Source organism: Mesorhizobium sp. M5C.F.Ca.IN.020.29.1.1, assembly GCF_003997375.1.
Taxonomy (GTDB): Bacteria; Pseudomonadota; Alphaproteobacteria; order Rhizobiales; family Rhizobiaceae; genus Mesorhizobium; species Mesorhizobium wenxiniae.
In genome coordinates this window covers 1-2,462 of the sequence record NZ_RZSW01000721.1, presented here as the reverse complement: position 1 = coordinate 2,462, position 2,462 = coordinate 1, and the positions used below count along the sequence as shown (strand labels likewise).

Sequence of the window (2,462 nt, the reverse complement as noted above, 5' to 3'; positions counted from 1 at the left end):
TGATCGACCATTGGTGGCAGACCGAGACCGGCTCGCCGATGACGATCAACCCAGCCGGATTGGGCCTGCTGCCGGTGAAATACGGCTCGCCCGGGGTGCCGATGCCCGGCTACGACATCCGTGTGCTCGACGATGCCGGCCACGAAGTGCCGCGCGGCACGTTGGGCAATGTCGTGGTCAAGCTGCCGCTGCCGGCCGGCTGTCTGCCGACGCTGTGGAATGCCGATGACCGGTTTCGCCAAGCCTATCTCGATGAATTCCCCGGTTTCTACAAAACGGCGGATGCCGGCATGATGGACGAGGACGGCTATTTGTTCGTCATGGCCCGAACCGACGACATCATCAATGTCGCCGGCCACCGGCTTTCGACCGGCGCCATGGAGGAGGTGCTGGCCGGGCATCCAGACGTTGCCGAATGCGCCGTCATCGGCATCGCCGACGCGATGAAGGGCCAGGTTCCGCTCGGCTTTGTCGTGCTGAATGCGGGTGTCGCGCGTGACACCGGCACTATTGAGACCGAGGTGGTCACGCTGGTGCGCGAGCGGATCGGCCCGGTCGCCGCCTTCAAGACGGTGGTGACGATCAAGCGCCTGCCAAAGACGCGCTCCGGCAAGATCCTGCGCGGCACCATGCAGAAGATTGCCGACAGGGAAGAATGGACGATGCCGGCGACCATCGACGATCCGATCATTCTCGACGAAATCACCGCAGCGCTCAAGAGACGCGGAATCGGCCTGTAAAGACATCGGAGCATCGCGCGCCCGAGCGCCAATTTGGCCATTGTGCAATGCAGCAAATCGCATACAGTTTTGTCGGGGTCGCCCACCGACGATTACGGCATGGCTCAGCAAAAAACCACATTTGGCGGCGTCGACATACTTCGATTTCTCGCCGCAGTGCTCGTGATGTTCTACCACCATGGTTACTGGGTGTGGGCCTTTCCCGCCGGCGTTTCGGCACGGGCCATCGGCGGCATCCCGCCGCATCCGGAACTGGAGATGCTCGGCTCCCGATGGGGGCGTACAGGTGTTTTCGTCATCAGCGGCTTCGTCATCGCCTTCAGCGCCGAAACTCGACCTCCTTGCGGTTTTTCGAGGCAAGGGTGAGGCGGCTGGCGCCGGCGGTCTGGATCTGCGCGCCGGTCACCGCGCCGGTGCTGCTCGCCGTCGGGCTCAGCTGGCCGACGGATGCCGTGACCCGGCTCGTTCGCACGGCATTGTTCGCTCCCTACTCGCCCTGGGTCGACAGCGTCTATTGGACGCTCGGCATCGAGATCGCCTTTTACTCCGTCGTCTGGACCTTGCTGTGGCTGGGCCGCTTCCATCTGATGGAGGTGGTGGCCATCGCGATCGGCCTGATCAGCACGCTCTTCTGGTGCCTGTATTATCCGCTCGACTGGTCGGAGTTTGCCGAGACGCGTTGGTTAGCCCTGCTGCTGGTGCATCATGGATGCTTCTTTGCGACGGGCGTGATGATCTGGCTGATGCGCTTCAAGGCGGTGACGCCGTTCCGTCTTGTCCTCTGCGCGCTGTTTCTAGCCGGCTGCGTCCTGCAGATCGCCAGTTCGGTCGATGTTCACACCGTAGGTCGAAGAGCAGATGCCATACGCGCCACCGATCGTCTTCTTCCTGGTTGCCATAGCCCTGATGGCATGGTCCTTGCGGCTCGACCTGTCCTGGCGCGGCTGGTGCCAGATTGGCCTGATGACCTATCCTCTATCTGATCCATGATGTCGTCGGCGCGGCCATTCTCGGCGCCCTGATGCGTGCAGGAGTGCCGTACCTGCTTTCGGTGGTCATCGTCGGCGCGACCATGATGGCCGCGAGATGGCTGATTGCGATCGAGGCCGGACCGCGATCCGGCTTCTGCTCGACCACACGATCGTCCGCTACCGTCTCAAGGCGGCGTAAGCGGGCCCGGTTCCTGGCTGCAAACGTCCTGCGGTGGGAATGTGCGGCGCGAAGCATAGTGCCCACGCCTTTTGCGCGACCCGTCGCGGCTCGGGACCTCTACTGGTCAAGCGAGGAGATCGACCCGCACCTAAGAGACATCATTCCCCGCGATCTTACCGGCTCTTGCGCAGGGCTGCCGGTCATGGTCTTTTCGAGGGGGCATTCGTGTTCGCTCACGCGGGCTCAGGCCCGGTATCGGCCTGGCCGCGCAGGACGCCACGATCTGCTCAACATCCGTTCCTAATATACCGGCCTCAGGTGTTTGCTTTCGTCCGCGCTTCCGATTTTTCCAGATAGTAGGACGAATATCTGTCGAAGAATTTTTCCGAGCCGCCGATCGATCCATACTTCGCCAGCTTCTTCAAATCGACCTTGTTGAGGACCACGCCGACGATCTTGTTGGCGATATAGGGTTCCGAACTCAGTATGGATTGCACCATCGCACGCGGCGTGCGCCCCCATTCGGTTACGAGCACGAAGCCGTCGGCAAGCGGAGCAAAGGCCTTGGCA

3 protein-coding genes and 1 pseudogene are annotated in these 2,462 nt (G+C 62.1%); 3 read left to right on the top strand and 1 reads right to left on the bottom strand.

From position 1 onward, the window contains the following. The 3 genes from EOA85_RS32655 to EOA85_RS39550 form a co-directional block, all read left to right on the top strand. A partial coding sequence (locus tag EOA85_RS32655; protein WP_164760038.1) for an AMP-binding protein occupies positions 1-740 on the top strand: 740 nt, incomplete at its 5' end. Between the two features lie 99 nt (positions 741-839). Beyond that, on the top strand, positions 840-1,106 hold the full coding sequence (locus tag EOA85_RS39555; protein WP_245486227.1) for a hypothetical protein: 267 nt from the start codon (positions 840-842) through the stop codon (positions 1,104-1,106). Between the two features lie 47 nt (positions 1,107-1,153). Next, positions 1,154-1,723 carry a hypothetical protein gene (locus EOA85_RS39550; RefSeq protein ID WP_245486225.1) on the top strand — a complete coding sequence of 190 codons (570 nt, stop codon included), beginning with the start codon at positions 1,154-1,156 and terminating at the stop codon, positions 1,721-1,723. A 483-nt stretch (positions 1,724-2,206) separates the two neighbouring features. Here EOA85_RS39550 and EOA85_RS32645 read toward each other — a convergent pair. Then, positions 2,207-2,462, bottom strand: a pseudogene (locus EOA85_RS32645) (chain-length determining protein); the annotation flags it as partial.

Bases quoted from the DNA above. Each gene is read 5' to 3' on its own strand.
- EOA85_RS39555 (WP_245486227.1), top strand. From the start codon at position 840: ATGGCTCAGCAAAAAACCACATTTGGCGGCGTCGACATACTTCGATTT.